The sequence below is a fragment of the Chloracidobacterium sp. genome, from assembly GCA_016720705.1.
Classification (GTDB): domain Bacteria; phylum Acidobacteriota; class Blastocatellia; order Pyrinomonadales; family Pyrinomonadaceae; genus OLB17.
In genome coordinates, this window is sequence record JADKKB010000007.1 from 68,859 (window position 1) to 86,579 (window position 17,721).

Consider the following 17,721-nt stretch of genomic DNA (forward strand, 5'->3'; position numbering starts at 1 on the left):
GACATCTTTCGCAACCAACAAATGTGTCAATCGCCAAAGCATTAAAGCCTTTGGATCCGCCCCGTCGCGTCGCCATATCGATCCTCTGAACTCGTGCCATAAATCGCGCCATATTGCTCGTTGAGCAATTTGCAACGCCCTTGTCCCAACGATACTTAAATTGGGACAAAAGGTGGGACAAGTTAACTGTTGCATCTATTGATATAACTGCATCTTGTCCCACTGTCCCACGTTATTTGCGTTTTGTGCATTTTGTGTCGACTATGTTGTGTGTCGTCCTGACCAACGCTTTCTCATATACTTTAATCGCTTTTCCAATAAGCTCACAGACCAAGGCTCCGAATAACGCAAATCAGAGATCCATTTCGGGGTCAAACATAATTATCGCACATTTGTTGCATACTGCACAACATCTTATCGATGATACGCAACAAACGTTAAAATTGCCGGCCCGCGAAGTGTCTCGCGAGCCGGCAAGTCTTAAAGAAAATGCGGACGCACGTTACGGCGTCCGGCTAAAGGGTTACGGCAGCGGATCGGCGACGAAGTCGAAGTCCGTTATATCGGCATAGCCGCCAACGGATTGAAAGTTCGGCGTGAACGTGAATCGCTTGGACGACACTGCTACCGTGTAGACCACGTTGCTCGGTTGTCCCGTGAACGAGTAGTAACCGAACGCTCCGGTGAGCGTAGTGCGTTTCGGTCCCATACCGCTATCGGTAAGCGTAACGATGGCGTTCTTGATGCCCTGGCCATCGGATGTCAGGACGCGTCCCGAGATCGAGATGGTCGCGACCCATTCGTCGGCACCGATGTCATTGGCCGCTCCGATAGGACGGGTCTGGCCGTCGAAATCGGTTGTGACCGTGGGAATCGTTACCGCCGCATCGATCATCGGGCTACCGGCACTGATGTGCAGATTGGTCGGAGCGAGGAATAGCGGATCGACCGCCTGCGAATTGGCATCCTGCGTCGTCGCCGTCTGCCAGTCGCCAAGGGTCACCCTCGCCGAACCACCGACGAAGCCAACATTTGCCGCAAAGTAATCATTGTAATTGATCGGGCTAAAGACGCTCGCCGGGGACGTGCTGTACACGGCGTAACGGGTCGCACCCGATGTCTGAGTATTTGCGAAAATGTTGTTTTGGGCATCGATGGCACCGGCCGTGGACACGGCAGCAACTTGCAATGCAGCAGTTGTTCCCGACGATTGGTTCGCATTCATATTGACCGAGTTATGGTAGAGCTTATAGCCCGACGCACCGGCCGCATTGAAGTTGATACCAAATCCGTTGCTCAAAACCGTCGCCGAACCCAGTGCCGCGATGTCGGACACAGAGTTGTTGGCAATGGTCACATTGGCCGCCGCCGATGTCGATGTCATATTGATTCCGTAGGCACCCGTTCCACTCGCACTATTGTTGCGAATGTCGCGGATGACGTTATTCGCGATCGTACCGCCATTGATGGCAAACGCGAGCTGGATACCGCTCATCGCGGCAGTCGTCGTCGGAGCCGAAGAGATGCCCGAGATCGTGTTGCCGTTGATGACAAAGTTCTGAACGTTACCGATCAGCATACCTCGGAACGAGTTCTTGTCGGCCGCGACGGTCGATCCGAACGTATTGCCCGTGATATTCCAGTTTTGGTCAAAGGCGACCGCACCCTGACTGTATATTGCGTTCTGTACGCGATATATCCAGTTGTTTTCGATCGTCGTATTAGAGTTTGGCGACTCTGCCGGCCCACCAAGTGTCACGCCACTGCCCGAGAGGATACCGGAAATGATGGTCGTGCCCGTATTCCCCGAGATGTTTGTGTTCTTGATGGTCGTGCCGAGAGCACCATTCGCCGCACTTGCCGCCTGGATCCAGATGACCGTACCGCCGGTGTTGCCGTAGGTGATGGTCAGACTGCGATCCGTGCCGCCCGAGAGCGAACCGTCGATCGTGACATTATCAGCTCCATAGAGTTTGATAAGCGCGAGTGACGCTCCATTGCCCGAGATGGTACGCGGTGCACCGCTCGGTTTGATCGTCAGGCCAAATCCGCCCGGCAACTGGTTGAGCTGGATAGCTCCCGTCTCAGCCGTCAGGTCGGTTGTGATGTCAGCCGTCACGTTGCTGCCCGCACCGAGCAGATTGAGCTGCTCGAACAGGCCGCCCGGATTGGTCAGCGATGCAAAGTTACCGCCGCCGCCAACCGTATATGTGCCGCCAAGTGGTGCCGCCGCGTTAAATCCGCCGTTGACCACGTCGTTAGCAGCATTGCTGTCCGCCGTCGTAACCGCCGCGGACATCGTGTAGGCACCCGGAGTCGTGATCGTCGGAGCCGCCGAAAATGTGACGGTTACCGACTGGAACGGTGCGATCGTCGCGATGACCTGCGGATCGGTGTAGCTATAGCCGCCCGGTCCGCTGATGGTAAAGGAAACACCGACACCTGTCTGCGTTGCCGAACCCACATTGGTGAACGTCGCCTGCGGCGTCGGCGCGGTGCCGGTAGACACAGTGCTGGCATTGACCGGAACCAAGATGGTTGCGGCCGCGATGTCGTTAGCCGGCGGCGGCGTTCCGACGAATTCGTCAGCACCGAGATCCGGAGCCGAACCGTTCGGGCGAGTCTCGCCGTCGATATCCGTCAACACACCGACCGTTGCACCGGCCGACTCGAGCGGCGTCGCCGTCGCATTCGGAATGTGCAGATTGGTGGCGGACGTAAATGGAGCGAGTGCCGTCGAGGCAAACGCCAAATTATCGTTAGTTCCGGCCGCTGAAAGGGTGCTGGTGTAGGACCTGAAGTTGCTGGCCGGCACCGTTGCCGTCGGGTCAAACGCCGCTACTGTGTATTCGCCGGTACCGAACGTCGTGCCCACCTGTGCGAGACGGTTGTTCGGATCGGTTCCGACAAAGTACGCGTTGTTATTGTCCGTCAGATTCATCGCTGCCGTGGCTGCCGACGGCAAGAATACAGCGACATTACGGGTCCCGGCCGGATTACCGCCCGAGATCGTATTGGCGAAGACGTTATTTCTAACATCGATACCCGTCAACGTTGTCGACGTAACACCAAACGACGCAGTCAGGAGTGAACTCGTCACGCCGCCCATCGGACCGTAAAGATTTACCGAGTTGTGGTAGATCTTATGGCCGGTGCCCGACGCAACACGGATACCGAATGCTCCGAATGAGGTACTGAACGCTCCCGTGCCGGCAGTCTGATCGTTGATCACGCCGGACACGAAATTGTTCTGGACGATGTGGTTGCTACCGCCGCCGAGATTGATGCCGAATGCACTCCAGGAACCGCTGTTGCTGTTGCGTGTGCGATTAACCTTGTTGCTGTCGATGGTGAACGTTCCGATCGCACTGTTGACGCCGACGTTGATGCCATGCGTTGCAGTACTCGATGCGACGTAGCCCTCGACCCAGACCGTGTTGCCGGAAATTACGCCGTTGGCAGAGCCCTGAGCCGTAATACCGATCGATGTTACCTGGTCGGCAGCTCCGGCGGTCTGGTTACCAATCTCATTGTTGTTGATCAGCAAGCCCGGGAACACCGTTGTCGCCGAACCGTTGACCGTTACGCCGCGGGCGACCGTGGCGATCGAGTTGTTTGTGATCGTCAGATTGGTAGCAGTTGCACCGGCACCGACCGAGGTCGAAACCGATGTAATGGCCGACGGTGCCGTCGTCGCCGATGCTGTCGAAGCACCCGGTCCGGCATAGATGCCGAATACCGTGTTCTCAGAGCCGGTCGTCGAAGTCGCCGTCGAGATGTTTCTACCGGTTGCATTACCGATGACGTGGACGTTCTTGATGGTGTCGCCGTCGGCCGAAGTGACCACCGTTGCCGCCACCGCGATACGTATCACCGAAGTGAATGCCACGGTGTTCGCCGCCGTATTCGTGAACGTCAGGTTGCGATTTGTACCTGCCGTGTTCGGATTGTCGCCGTCGATGGTGACGTTATCTGCACCATTGAGTTCGACCAGGCCGCGTCCCGCTACAGTGGCACCCGAAACGGTGACTCCGTCATTGACCGGACGTACAAGAACGGAAGTGTAGGCCGCAGTACCGGCACCATTGCTGTTAAGAACAGCCGGTGCGGTTTCGGTAGTGTTGGAAACGACGCTGACAGTTACCGCACCCTGATGAGTGCCGGCGTTGATGGCGTCAAACGCATCCTTCAACGTCGGGTAGTCGATCGGGCCCGGCGTTCCGGCGGTCGCCGTAACGGAGACCGGTCCGGTGGCGGCCGTAACGATGTTCCACGTATAGGTAGCAGGTGACGGGTCGACGTTGCCGGCCGAGTCCTTGGCTCGGACGTCGAAGGTATGCGAGCCGTCCGCAAGACCGGTATAAGTCTTCGGCGAACTACATGCCGAATAACCACCGCCATCGATCTGACACTCAAAACTCAAAGCCGGTATTCCCAAGAGGGTATCCGTTCCGGTAAACGTAAACGTCGCGGAAGAGCTGTTGCTCGGGTTGGTCGGATTTGTCAGGATCGTCGTATCCGGTCCGGTTAAGTCAACGGTCCACAAATAGGTCGCCGGTGTGGGGTCAACATTACCCGCTCCGTCTTTTGCACGGACCTGGAAGTTATGCATACCGTCACTAAGGCCCATATATGAAGCCGGTGAAGTACAGGCGGCAAAACCGCTGCCGTCCAACTGACACTCAAAACTCGCGACCGCCGACATCGCCGAATCCGTTCCACTAAAGGTGAACGTCGCATTAGCACTCGAGGTCGGGTTTGCCGGCCCAGTCAGGATCTGAGTATCCGGTGCAGTCACATCGACCTCGTCCGCCCCGATAGCAGGCGTTGCCGGTCGGGTGTCACCGTCAAAGTCGACCGTGATGCCGCCTGCTGCTGATCCAGCATTGGTCATCGGGCTCGCCGCCGGAATATGCAGATCTGACATCGGGTCGACGAACATCGGATCGAGCTCCAGCGAATTAGCATCCTTCAAAGTCAAGGTCTGCCATGCCGCCAAACTCACCGAATCGGTCCCCGAAGTTCCAATACCGCCGGTTCTGAAGCCGCCTGCGTTTGCTCCGGTCGAAACGAAATTGTTGTAATTCGAATCAAGATTCGCAAAGGCCGTTGTCACCATTCCGAGGGCATAACTCTTGGCATTTGCACCGCCACCCGAAGTCTGCGTTGTGTAGAAGATGTTGTCCTTCAGCTCAACTGCCGGATCCACACCTGTAATGGCAACCGCATAGCTGCCGATCTGGCCCGATACAACACCGCGGTCACCGGTCATCGAAACCGAGTTGAAGTACAACTTGGTATTCGAACCCGCTGCACCGGCAATGTAGATGCCGGCGGTGATGTCAGGTGATGTTGACGGAGCCATCACACCCGAGACCATATTGTTCGCGACGATATTCGCACCCGTCGTGCCGCCCGAGATGCCGATACCCGCGATCGAATAGCCTACTGTATTGGTGCTCGCGACTCCGTTCACCTTATTGCGTGAAATGAGCGAATTCGTGATCGCACCGCTTAGCACCGTGGTTGCATCATAAGCTTGAATTCCGACGCCGATCCCGTAGCTATCTCCGGACTCGTCGTTGGCAATACCGCCGACGCTGTTCATCGAAACCTGCAAGCTGTCTTGGTTAAAGAACAACATACCCGCACGACGCAGCTTGTTAGCTCCGGTCGCGGACAGGTCATTCATCGTCACAACGTTGCCACTATTCTGAGCCGCCGCACTCGCACCGGCATCATAAATACCGATGATCGATTTTTGGAAGCTACAGTTTTCAATACGGGCATTATTGTTCGGGCCGCCGGCACTTCCGACGGTTGCCCCGCCGATGTGGACTCCGATCAGGGTCTGGGTTGCATCCTGACCCGAAATATTGACGTTCTTGATCGTGTTGTTCTGAGCACCGTTCGAGACAGAACTCATTACGATAACAGCTCCGCCGGTTGCAGTGGTGCTGGTATTTTGGATCGTCAAATTACGAAGAGCAGCGTCGCCGCCGACAGCGTTTGCCGTACCGCCGGACAGTGAACCGTCGATCGTCACGCGGTCAGCATCCGCGAACCTTATTATCCAGGTCGTACTGCTTCCGGTTATTACACGCGGTGCTCCGGTCGGTTTGATAGTGATGGTGTAGTTGCCCGCACCTTCCTCGGTCGTTTGGTTGAGCGATACCGCTCCGGTTTCGCCAGCCATATCGCTGACGATCTCGATCGTTATATTACCTGTAACGACACCACTGTTTATAGCCTCAAAGATACCACCCGCGTTCGTCAGCGAAGGATATGTACCACCCGAACCGACCGTATACATTCCCGTGAACGGTGCAGATATCATATACGCATTCGGCGTTGTGGGCGGAGTTGTGACGGTATTGACGTCAGTACCTGTAAAGCCCACGCTCGGGTTCGAACTGAGGTTGCCCACCAAATCCTGAGCAACGACAAAGTACTGCACGGTGTCACCCGTGACAACCGCTCCGCCACCGACAAGCGAGTAATCGATCACGCAGTTATATGTGCCGTTTTGCGGCGTTCCGCTGGCGAACGAGCAGGCCGTCGAAGCGTATGTAGCGTCGGCCAACTTCTTGAAGTAGACTCTCGGTGCATTTCCGCCGCCCGCAACACCGGTACCGTCCGTGATGTTTACTGAAAGCGTACGATTTGTCGTCGAGGTCACACTGCTAAGTGCCGAATATGTGATGATCGGTGCTGAACCATCCAGGTATACTCCGTCAAACTCGTCGGCGCCGATGTCAGGAGCGATCGCTCCGCCGTTGACGGAACCTGTCGGTCCCGGACGGGTCTGGCCGTCGATGTCGGTCGTAATACCGGCAATGGCAACGCCGCCGGATTCGATCGAGGTCGGCGTCACGCCCATATTTAAGTGGAGATCACTTACGTTATTCACAAAAGTGACCGGGATATTCGAATAGCTCAACGAATCGCCGCTTGAGGCCAATTTCCAGCCGGCAAAGGTCTGATCCGTCGTCCAATAACCGATTGTCGACGCGTTTGCGTTCAGAACGTTGTTATTGACCGTGGACCATCCGGTCGCATTCGAACTTGCTCCGCCGATGTGGTTGGCGATCGCATAGTGCTTGCCGGTTCCGCCTGAGCGAGAGTTAACAAATATGTTGTTTCGAACGTCAACGGCCGGGTTCTTGTTCGTCGCCGTCAGGTCTCCACGGTGGAATCCTGCACTTGGTGCGGCACCGGATGCGACCGTGCCCTCGATGTTGACGGTGTTGAAGTACACCTTATCAAGCGGATCCGGGGTCGAACCGTGGTTACCCCAGATACCGAAGACGTAAGAATTGGTCGCCTGACCATTGCCAACCGAGATCATATTGTTCTGAACCGTAACAGCAGTCGTGCCTGAACGTATAACGATACCCGAAATAACATTAGGTAGCGTCAGTGATGTCGCCGTACTGGCATTGCTGAGTCCCCAGATTCTATTGTTCGAGATCACGGTATTGGTTCCGGATGCGTGTACGATACCTGCGACTACCGTTCCGACAACTCCGGCATTAACATTCGAAATGTTAGAGATCGAATTGCCGGAGACCGTCGAATTGACGCCCGCCATAAACTGGATCCCCTGTGCGGACGAGTTTCCATTCGATTGTCCGGAAAGGGCACCGCTCGTTGTCAGATTGGTGATCGTGTTGTTATTTATTGTTCCGGTTGCAGTCGCACTTGATGTAGTTCCGGTCTGAATACCGCGTACATAACCGCCGGTACCCGTGCCGTAAGCCGAGATATTCTGAATAGTGTTATTCGAATAATTGAAAACGCTCGGGACCGCGGTCTGGATTATGCCGCCGGCGATCGAACTGCCGGTCGTTGTACCCAAAACTCCGGCCCGGATATTCTCAGCGGTCGCGTTTCCAAACGTGTTACCCGTGATAGATATCGATGCTGCAGCTCCCGAGACGTTTATGCCGAACGCCGCGCCGGGGTTTGTCGCCGCCGGCCCAGCCGACGTAAACGAACCAAACGTATTGTTACTGATAACTACGTCACCGGTCGACGCGCTATTAACGCCGACGATAGCGGCCGCGACCGTTGTCGTCGGGGTCGCCGTGAGCGAACCTGTACCCGATGTCGCACCGAAGGTGTTCGGCGTGATATCACCGACATTTACATTACCGGAGGCTATATTGACGCCCGCAAGCGACCCGTTACCGGAATTGATACCGATACCCGCGATCGAGATCGAGGCTACCGTGTTGCCCTGAACCGACGTTGTTGCGGCCGTGCCGACGGCGAGATTGATCGCGACAAAGCGAGTCAAAACCGTGCCGGTCATCGTGTAAATGCCTGTTCCATTAGCGGCCGCGTAGCCGATCGTGTTGCCGGTTACCGTGTAACCCGAACCCGATGTGACAAACACACCGTTGTGAGTCGCAGCGGTCAGGTATGTTCGGGTTCCGGTCTGGAATATCTTGTTGTTTGAGACGGTCCAGCCTGAGTTGCCCGAGTTGACGTTGACGGCGCTCGATGCACTGTTGGTGTTAAAGAAGTTGGAAATATTATTTCCACTGATCGTTATGCTGCTATTGTCGGTCGCGGCGGTAAGGTTCTGAGAGAAAATACCGTTTATCGGCAGATTGCTGCCGGCGGCCGTGATGTTGTTGTTACTGATCGTGTTGTTGTCATTACCCGTCACCGTTGCGGCTCCGAAGTATATGACGCCGAATCCTGAGCTCAACGCTGCTCCTGTCGAACCGGATACCGTCGAGTTGGTGACCGTGTTGCCCGTAGCGTCATTGTTGAAGCGAATGGTGCTCGCCGTTGTCTGTTGCGAGACATTCGAGATCGTAAGGCTGTTTCCGCCCGTGTTCAAACCGTCTATTGTGACGTTGTCGGCACCATTGAGGTCAACGAGATGTCCGGCGATATCACCCGAGATCGTTCGTGCAGCACCGCCGGTCGGCTTGATGCTGATTGCCGAATATGACGCCGAACCCGATCCGCTCTCATTAAGAACAGCAGATGCGGTCTCGGTGGTGTCGCCGAGGATCGAAACCGTGATGACACCCTGATGCGTGCCGGCATTAACCGCATCAAACGCTGCCTTGAGCGTCGCGTAATCGGTCGGGCCGGGCGTTCCCGCCGTGGCGGTTACACTCACAGGTCCGAGCGGGGCCGTACTGATCGTCCACGTGTAGCTTGCCGGTGATGCATCCACATTTCCGGCAGTATCGATGGCACGCACGTTAAAGGTATGCGAACCGTCGCTCAGACCCGTGTAGGTCTTCGGCGATGTGCAGGCCGTGTAGCCGCCGCCGTCGATCTGACATTCAAAGCTCGCAACCGATGCGATCGCCGAATCGGTGCCGGTAAAGTCAAACGTTGCGTCCGCACTTGGGCTCGGATCTGTCGGATTCGATGTGATCGTTGTATCCGGAGCGATCGTATCAGATGCTCCATTTTCCGCACCGGTCCACGATGAGAAATCCGTAACGCCGACGACCGGGCCGAGCGTATTGGTGGCCGAATTTACACACGGGCCGCTGATACATAGATTTGTGTTGACACCGGCTTCACGTTTGAAGACTCGGTAGTCCGCTTCGCTGCCATTCACATCCGCAGCGTCGATATCATATGTGAACGAAAGATTGGCAGTAATATCGCCGGTTTCGGTCAAATTCCAATAACGTGACAAGCTCTGCCCCGGAAGGAAGCCGGCCAGAGTCGAGTCGACCGCCTGCACCTTGAGACTCGTCGGACTTCCAACCGCCGTCGCACTCACGCTAACAGGTGAAAATCCGTTATCACCTACGAAGTAAGTGTACGCAGAAGCCGCGGTATAGTCGCGGGCTAACTGTCCACCGACATAACCTGTCGTTCGGCTCGCAGTTCCATTGTGAATCAGAGTATTGGCTCCCGTTACGATCACACCGTTCGTCAACGTCATCGTTCCGGTCACCGTCAAATCACCGCCCGCAACCGCTAAATTATGAGTTATGTCATTGTCGTCAAAGGTCAGATTGGTGATCGATCTCGTGGCCGGAATTTCTCCACCTGTAACTCTTGAAGCGGTTGTTCTCAAATAAGAGACGGTAATTCCACCAGAGCCGGGATTGAAAGTCATCTGCGAATCAAAAGTTCCCGCTGCGGTCGGTGTCGTCGTATTTCCGATTTGAACAGTCGAAGTTGTTGTGCCGCCGTTGCCAACCGTCAACTTGCTTGAATTGATGACGTTGCCAGCAAATAATCTCACGGCATTCGCCGGAATATTCGATGATGCGGGATCGATCGTAAATCCTAAGGTAGATTGAATTCCCAAAGCTGATAAAGGAGCAGTTACCGATCCGCTTCCTGTATATGTTACTGGTGCATTGTCGGTAAATAACACCGTATTTGAACTTGCTCCGTTATGAGTCAAAGTTCCGTTATTGGTCAGAGTCGTTCCGTTGAAAAGGAAAACGACGTTACCCAAATTCAAAGTACTTCCCGTGTTTATGGTGATATTACGTGAAATATTATTGTAATTCGCCAGGGTTGTACTGTATGTCCCAGTATGACCCGCACTCGTATTATCAACCACGAGATTCGGAACGACACCGCGAATGTTAAACGATTTAGCCGCACCCGAATTGGCATTACCTAATTGCAGTGTTCCGCCCGTTACGCCCACAATGCCGGTTCCGGCTTGGTTACGATAGTCGATCGTCGTCGCCTGAAGTTGGGTGACGATCGTTCCTCCGGACATTGTAATAGTCGAGGCTAAACCTGTTCCTAGGTCGAAGCTGCCAAGCGTACCCGAAGTATTACCGACGGTGCACACAGTAATGATTCCGCCTGTTTGCGTATAGGTGATCGCATTTCCCGCCGCACTCACAGCAAATCTACCAGCCACATTAACCGCCCCGCCTTCGACGATGATCGTACTGCCCGTTGCAAACGCCATCGAATTGCCCGCGCCTGTACCGACGTTTAACGTACCGTTTGATATTCTCAGCAATCCGGTTGTTGTCGGTGATCCGTTTTGACCGGCGACCGTGAAATTCGGATTGTTGATCCAGAATCCACCTAACGTAGGAATTGAATACGCCGGCGCAGTGAATACTCTGTTGGTTGCGGCGAACGAACCCGAAATTTTGAATGTACCGCTGGTTATCGTTAAGAATCCCGCGGTATCGGTGTTGGCACCCTGAACCGTAAAGTTTGTCGGGCTTAATTCAACGACCGTCGCGCGTGCGCCTTTTGCGATTGCGATCGCTCTGACATCCGTTGTTGCTCCGGTTCCGTTAAATACAACGTCATTGACACCCGCCCCAAACGTCAAGATCGCACCCGACGTATCGCCGTTGGTGCTGAAATCAAGCGTTCCGTTATTGGTTACGTTATTGCTGACCGTCAGATTATTGGTAGTAGTCGCTCCCGTTGCAGGCGATTGGAGAGTGCCACCACTATTAACCGTTACGTTGTACGCAACAGCGGTCGTGATATCAACCTCGACTGTGCATCCCGTGCCGATCGTTACGTTGTCCGTAGCGGTCGGAACCGATCCATCCGTCCAGGTTCCAGCCGAACTCCACACACCGCCCGCGCCGTTACAGGTATCGTTGCCGGGTGCGCTTGTCGCCTGACTTCCGAATAATACCGTGCTTAACGCGCCTTCGGAAACTGCGTAAACTTGGTAAAAATAATTCGTGGAAGGAGCAAGTCCTGTATCGTTGAATGTCGTTGCGTCTTCCGCCGCCGATCCGACATAACTGTAATTTATACCGTCAGTCGAACGGTAGATCGCAAACAGATCTTCGTTAACCGCATTATCCGTCCAATTAAGTGTTTGAGCGATCGGCGTAATCGCCGTAAAGCTCAGGCCCGTTGGCCCAGCGGGAACAGGTGGCGTAAAAGCAAATGTCCGACGTGAACCATCCGCTGCCGAATCTAAAACCGTGATCGCTCCCGCGACATATAGATTATCAACCGGTATTGCCGTTGCTCCGTCAAATGTCGGGGCGGGTGCTCCGCTCTGCGCTGCAGTTATCGAACCGACATTTCCCGTGGTATTGCTTGACGAAAATCCAAACTGCGGACTGTTTGAGTTAGCGTCTGCCGCCCCAGCCGTGCTCATAGCCATCGGACCGTACACAAATTCGATGACGCCCGTCGTTTCGCTCAAGCGAACTTGATAAGTCAGATCAGCCGTGCCGCCCGTACTGAAATTCGCCTGCATATTCAGGAATTCAATAACGACCACGCGACTTCCAGCCGTGCCTGTGACCTTAAAGTGAACTTTACCGGTTGTGTGCGTTCTCTGATCGGCGCCATAAGCCGTAATAATTGAAGAGCTTGCTAAGCCGAGCGGGTTGTATGCCGTGCCCGAAGTTGCCACTGAACCAAGACGGACCGAACCGTTTGAGTTAACCGAGAATTGCGAATACCGAACTCCCTGAAAATAAAAGTCGAAACCAATGTTTGTGACTGCCGAGGCCGTATCATCGGCGTTCGCCGCGACTAGTTGCGTGGTGCCGGCAGACATATCTGTCAACGAACCGGAGGTGGTCGTCGCAAACAGATAGGTGCCTGCGTCGGCAATATCCGTATTCCATATAACCGCACTATTTCTAATTCCATCGGACGCATAAGGGAACATACTTTCTATTACGTTCTCTGCGGACTTCCCTTTAGTGCTTTTTAATTCCGCGGTCGCGGGTTCAGCAAGGTCCTGGGCAATTAGCGCCGTCGCAAGAAATGTGAATATCACGAAACTTAGGGCTATACGAATCGACACTTTACGGTTAAACATAACTTAAGAATTCTCCGGTGTAATTTTCCTATTATATCTCGCAGAACGAAGCGTGAGCTTCAGCTTAAAGCTGGATCTCACGACCGCCGGGCAATGGACTAATTTCTAGTTGAAACAAACGGATTATAAACCACTTTGACTCTATGTCAAGCTAAACCGATATGTTTGAAACTAGCTGAGGATCTGGTCAGCTATTGCTGATGGGAGAGCAAAGCCAGTTGGCAGCCCTTTATTTATGGAATTAATGCGACAACTTATTGACTGCTCGCACCGAACAAAATAATCGACAAGTGCCGGTATTTTAAGGATGTTGCGAACCAAACAAGGCTCCGGAGCAAACGCTTCGGAGCCTCGAAAATTTTAGTGAAATTTATCTATTTGCCTGACGCCACCTGCAACTTGAATTGTGCCAATTCGAGGCGTTCACGCAGAGGGGCGGTTTCTTCAACCGGTGATTGTGAGGCAGCAGCTAAGGCTTTCTCGGCGGCATCGCGTTCCGCTTTGGTAGCGACTACGTCGATCTCATCAGCACCCTCGGCATTGTCAGCCAAAACCGAAACCCGGTCCGAACTTACCTCTACGAATCCGCCTGAGATCGCAAATTTATCAGAAGTGCCCTTGGCCGTATATGATACGACGCCGGGCTTTAGAGCCGACACGAGCGGAGCGTGATTGGGCAGGATCCCGGCATCGCCGGTCGCGGTCGGCACGGTGACCGAATCGACTTCGGCGTCAAATACCTTTCGTTCAGGTGTAACTATCTCAAGCTTCAACATAAGTGATGATTTTCTACCGATAGTGGAAATTGGAGATACTTCGTTCTCCAATTTCCACTATCACTATTCCGTGATCGAGTTAGGCGGACGCTGCCATCTTCTTGGCCTTTTCGCGTGCCTGCTCGATGGTTCCCACCATATAGAACGACTGCTCGGGCATATCGTCGCACTTGCCTTCAAGGATCTCCTTAAAGCCCTTGATGGTGTCGTCGATCTTGACGTACTCGCCCTTAAGGCCCGTAAACTGTTCACCGACGAAGAACGGCTGCGAGAAGAATCGCTGGATCTTACGAGCACGGGCAACCGTCTGTTTGTCGTCCTCCGAAAGCTCGTCCAAACCGAGAATGGCGATGATGTCCTGCAGGTCCTTGTAACGCTGAAGGATCTTCTTGACCGATTGGGCAGTGTCGTAGTGATCGTCGCCGACGATCTGCGGGTCGAGAATACGCGAGTTCGACGCGAGCGGATCGACGGCCGGATAGATACCAAGCTCCACGATCTGACGCGACAGAGCAGTAACCGCGTCGAGGTGAGCAAATGTCGTCGCCGGCGCCGGATCTGTGTAATCGTCGGCGGGCACGTAAACGGCCTGGATCGACGTGATAGCTCCGGTCTTGGTCGATGTGATGCGTTCTTGCATCTCGCCCATTTCGGTGGCGAGGGTCGGCTGATATCCCACGGCCGACGGCATACGGCCCAAGAGTGCCGACACTTCTGATCCCGCCTGTGTAAAGCGGAAGATGTTGTCGACGAAGAACAGCACGTCGTTACCCTGATCGCGGAAGTACTCAGCAACCGTCAAACCGGACAGAGCAACGCGTAGACGTGCTCCGGGAGGTTCGGTCATCTGCCCGTAAACGAGTGACACCTTAGAATCTTTGATCTGGCTCTTGTCGACCAGTGAAAGGTCAAATTCGCCGGTCTTTTCCATGTTCTCATTGAACTTGTCGCCGTAGCGGATAACCTTTGACTCGACCATTTCGCGGAGAAGATCGTTGCCTTCGCGGGTGCGTTCGCCCACGCCCGCAAAAACCGAATAACCGTCCGAACCGATAGCGACGTTATTGATCAACTCCATGATCAAGACCGTCTTGCCCACGCCGGCACCGCCAAACAAGCCGATCTTACCGCCTCGCAGAAAGGGCTGGATAAGGTCGATGACCTTGATACCCGTTTCAAACATTTCGAGACGTGTGGATTGCTCGTCAAAGCTCGGGGCGTGACGATGGATCGACGATCGCACTTCGGAGTCCACCGGCCCGAGTTCATCCACCGGGTCGCCGATGACATTCATCACACGGCCTAGCGTCGCACCGCCCACCGGAACCTGGATCGGCCCGCCGAGGTCAATGACCTTCATACCGCGAACCATACCGTCAGTCGGCAACATCGACACCGCACGAACGCGGCCCTCGCCAAGGTGCTGCTGCACCTCAGCAACGACGTCGATAGTTTCGCCGTCAAAGCCCTCGCTGGTGATCCGGAGCGCCTGGTAGATAGGCGGTAAATAATTGTCTGAAAATTCTACGTCGACGACCGGTCCGATGATCTGAACAACTGACCCGACCTGCACCTTACCTTCATTAGCCATTATGAATAAAATTCTCCTCTATGTAGGACAAGAAAACGCTCGATTTACAAAGGAGTAAGAATATCATATCAGCGAAACAGGGTGCAAAAGTGGCCAGCGAGAAAATTAGATCTCACTGGCCTGGCGTCAGGTTGGGTTGGGGGGCGCTGATATCCCGTATTGCCAGATTCAAGCGCCGTGAACTTCGGCAAATGTTGGTCACGATGGGTGAGCTATGCCGGACTTAGTGGCTTGAACGAGCCCTTTTCGTTTTGTGCTTCCCGTACGTTTGACCCGTGTTAGTCTCTCCCCAACTGAAATTCGAAGTCTTTCTTTTCGACTTGTGCGGTTTCCTGCCGGAGATCATGGTGTTAACGAGAACGATCTTAGTGCCTTCTCACTTTTCTCGGTTTCCTTTTGCTACTACTACTTTCGCCTTCTATCCCATCGAATTTAATGCCAGATCGTCGCTTCACCGTCAACTTCGGTTTTACGACCGTCGCATCCACGACCTTTGAAGTTCGGTTTTTACTTCCATCATAGTCGCCGGGCCCCTCCCATTTCCCCCCATGACCGTTTCGTTTTCTAGCTGTATTGGTATTGGTATTGGTATTCTTCGCTTTCACAGTCGGGAGGTCAATTTTAGAAACAAACCCCGGATGTCCTTTTGGCTTGATCTTCGTCTTTACGATGTGGTTCGGCGTTGCCGATGGCACAACTCCGTTAGAGCTTGCCGTGGCGTTTGTTGGTTGAATCGCGAACATTCCAATAACGAATGTTGCAATGATCGCTGCGATGATCGTTAGATTTAGTCTTTTCATAGTTTTTTTCTTCATAGTTTTTTTCTCCTCAGTCTATGACGGGACTGCCGTTGACCGCCGCTCGACTGCTTTTATTACGGCCCTTCCCCGACCAACAAAAAAGTTTGAAGCACGAACATATCGTATTAGACGCAAGTTTGGTAGTAATTGTCGAAAATCATAGTATTATTTTGATCTAGCGGCAGTGAAAAAACTCGGATGGGGCATTTGGAACTCGTTCTAGCTTTTTTTCCTTTCGCGTTCTCTACGCTACCCGGACACCTGGTGCAGATCGGAATACGCTGTCGAGGGCTTTTTACGAACATTGCTTTGCGTTAGACTTGTATTTAGCATTTTTCGTACAAAAGAGGTTTTATTTGCAAAAGCTCGAACTACCACCACAGGGCCTAAATACGCTATTCGGCGTTCAGGATCAGAACATCAAGTATCTCGAGACATTGCTCGACGTCAGTATCGGTGCCCGCGGTAACGAATTGCTGATCGACGGCGACGAACGTGATATTAAGACGGTCGAGCAGATATTGCGTGATTTTACGGAACTATTTGACGAGGGCAGCACGTTTACTGATAAGGAACTGCGTGACGCCTTTAAGCAGATCGCCGAGGACCGTGCGTACAGCCTGAAAGATCATTTCCTCAGATCGCGGTTTAATCCGACCGGCAAGAAACAGGTCGCACCAAAGACTGCGAATCAACGCAAATATCTCGATGCGATCGCCGCGAACGATCTCGTTTTTGGAATCGGCGTCGCCGGAACCGGCAAGAGCTATCTCGCAGTTGCGATGGCCGTCGATGCACTGTTTAAGAAACAGGTCAGCCGAATTATTCTGACGCGTCCGGCGGTCGAGGCCGGCGAACGGCTCGGATTTTTGCCCGGCGACCTCCAGGAAAAGGTTGATCCGTATCTGAGGCCTCTTTACGACGCTCTGTTTGATCTAGTGGACGGCGAAAAGGTGACCAAGATGCTCGAGAAACGCATCATCGAGATCGCGCCGCTCGCATTTATGCGCGGTCGCACGTTGTCGGACGCTTTCATCATCCTTGACGAAGCCCAAAATACTACCAGCGAACAAATGAAGATGTTTTTGACCCGCATCGGATTCGGCTCAAAGGCCGTCGTCACCGGCGATCGGACCCAGATCGATCTGCCCCGCGGCCAAAAAAGCGGCATCAATGAGGCCGAGACCATCCTAGCCGGTCTCGAAGGCATCGAATTTGTTTATTTTACTGATAAAGACGTAGTTCGGCATAAGCTGGTGCAGATGATCGTCAAGGCGTACGAAGAACACTCGGAAAATGACGGGACGATCCGATAATCTCAAATGATAGATGTTGTCAATCTTCAGCGAAAAATTACAATCGATGTCGCCGCCATCCGCTCGTATACGCAATTACTTGCTGAAGAGGTCTCAGAGGCAAACGGCCGCCGATTTTCTGTTGCTTTCATTTCGGATGGCCGAATGAAACAGCTCAATGCGATGTTTCGCAGCAAGGCTACAACCACTGACGTCCTTTCATTTCCACACGAACCGGACGAATTCGATCCGGACAAAGACAATCTCGGCGATATTGTCATTTCGGTGGAACAGGCACAGAAACAGGCAGCCGAAAACGGCCTGACGCTTGAGGGCGAGATCAAACAGCTCATACTTCACGGCCTGCTCCACCTTTGCGGCTACGATCACGAAACTGACGATGGCGAGATGAACGAACTCGAACTCGTGCTTCGTGTACAGCTTGCGATCCAATAAGAAACCATAAAAAGAGGCCGCCCACACGGACGGC

The 17,721-nt window shown here is 53.8% G+C and carries 6 protein-coding genes; 2 read left to right on the plus strand and 4 right to left on the minus strand.

Annotated features, from left to right (window positions below):
• Positions 1–523: 523 nt before the first annotated feature.
• From IPQ00_07675 to IPQ00_07690, 4 genes are all read right to left on the minus strand, one after another.
• Positions 524–12,769: a hypothetical protein gene (locus tag IPQ00_07675; protein ID MBL0240436.1), complete on the minus strand. Its 12,246-nt coding sequence runs from the start codon at positions 12,767–12,769 to the stop codon at positions 524–526.
• Positions 12,770–13,143: 374 nt separating this feature from the next.
• Positions 13,144–13,545 (minus strand): ATP synthase F1 subunit epsilon, encoded by a 402-nt coding sequence (atpC, locus tag IPQ00_07680; GenBank protein MBL0240437.1) that lies wholly within the window; start codon positions 13,543–13,545, stop codon positions 13,144–13,146.
• Positions 13,546–13,624: 79 nt separating this feature from the next.
• Positions 13,625–15,136 carry a F0F1 ATP synthase subunit beta gene (gene atpD, locus IPQ00_07685; GenBank protein ID MBL0240438.1) on the minus strand — a complete coding sequence of 504 codons (1,512 nt, stop codon included), beginning with the start codon at positions 15,134–15,136 and terminating at the stop codon, positions 13,625–13,627.
• Positions 15,137–15,501: 365 nt separating this feature from the next.
• Positions 15,502–15,951, minus strand: a complete 450-nt coding sequence (locus IPQ00_07690; protein ID MBL0240439.1) for a hypothetical protein — start codon at positions 15,949–15,951, stop codon at positions 15,502–15,504.
• 341 nt (positions 15,952–16,292) lie between these two features.
• Between IPQ00_07690 and IPQ00_07695 the strand changes: the two genes are divergently transcribed.
• Together IPQ00_07695 and ybeY are read left to right on the plus strand one after the other, a co-directional pair.
• Positions 16,293–17,252, plus strand: coding sequence for a PhoH family protein (locus IPQ00_07695; protein ID MBL0240440.1), 960 nt, complete (start codon positions 16,293–16,295; stop codon positions 17,250–17,252).
• A 6-nt stretch (positions 17,253–17,258) separates the two neighbouring features.
• A complete protein-coding gene (ybeY, locus tag IPQ00_07700) occupies positions 17,259–17,687 on the plus strand; it encodes an rRNA maturation RNase YbeY (protein ID MBL0240441.1) in 429 nt (142 codons plus the stop codon).
• Positions 17,688–17,721 lie beyond the last annotated feature (34 nt).

Excerpts from the sequence above, each read along its gene's own strand:
- IPQ00_07675 (MBL0240436.1), bottom strand. The coding sequence starts at position 12,769 with ATGTTTAACCGTAAAGTGTCGATTCGTATAGCCCTAAGTTTCGTGATA.
- atpC (MBL0240437.1), bottom strand. The coding sequence starts at position 13,545 with ATGTTGAAGCTTGAGATAGTTACACCTGAACGAAAGGTATTTGACGCC.
- atpD (MBL0240438.1), bottom strand. The coding sequence starts at position 15,136 with ATGGCTAATGAAGGTAAGGTGCAGGTCGGGTCAGTTGTTCAGATCATC.
- IPQ00_07690 (MBL0240439.1), bottom strand. The coding sequence starts at position 15,951 with ATGAAGAAAAAAACTATGAAAAGACTAAATCTAACGATCATCGCAGCG.
- ybeY (MBL0240441.1), top strand. The coding sequence starts at position 17,259 with ATGATAGATGTTGTCAATCTTCAGCGAAAAATTACAATCGATGTCGCC.